Raw genomic sequence first — 263 nt, forward strand, 5'->3', positions numbered from 1 at the left:
CGACGCCGTCACCGAGTTCCCCACCGACCGCGGCTGGGACCTCGACGCCCTGTACGACCCAGACCCCGACCACCCCGGCACCTCCTACACCCGCCACGGCGGCTTCCTCGACGACATCGCCGGATTCGACGCCGACTTCTTCGGCATCTCCCGCCGCGAAGCCCTCGCCAGCGACCCCCAGCAACGCCTCCTCCTCGAAGTCGCCTGGGAAACCTTCGAACGCGCCGGCATCGACCCCACCACCCTCAAAGGCAGCCGCACGG

Annotated in this window: 1 protein-coding gene; it reads left to right on the forward strand. The window is 70.3% G+C overall.

The features are described from left to right. On the forward strand, positions 1-263 hold a 263-nt coding region (locus tag HCK04_RS40795; protein ID WP_142652816.1), incomplete at both ends, for a beta-ketoacyl synthase N-terminal-like domain-containing protein.

This window comes from Microbispora sp. CL1-1 (assembly GCF_012034195.1).
Classification (GTDB): Bacteria; Actinomycetota; Actinomycetes; order Streptosporangiales; family Streptosporangiaceae; genus Microbispora.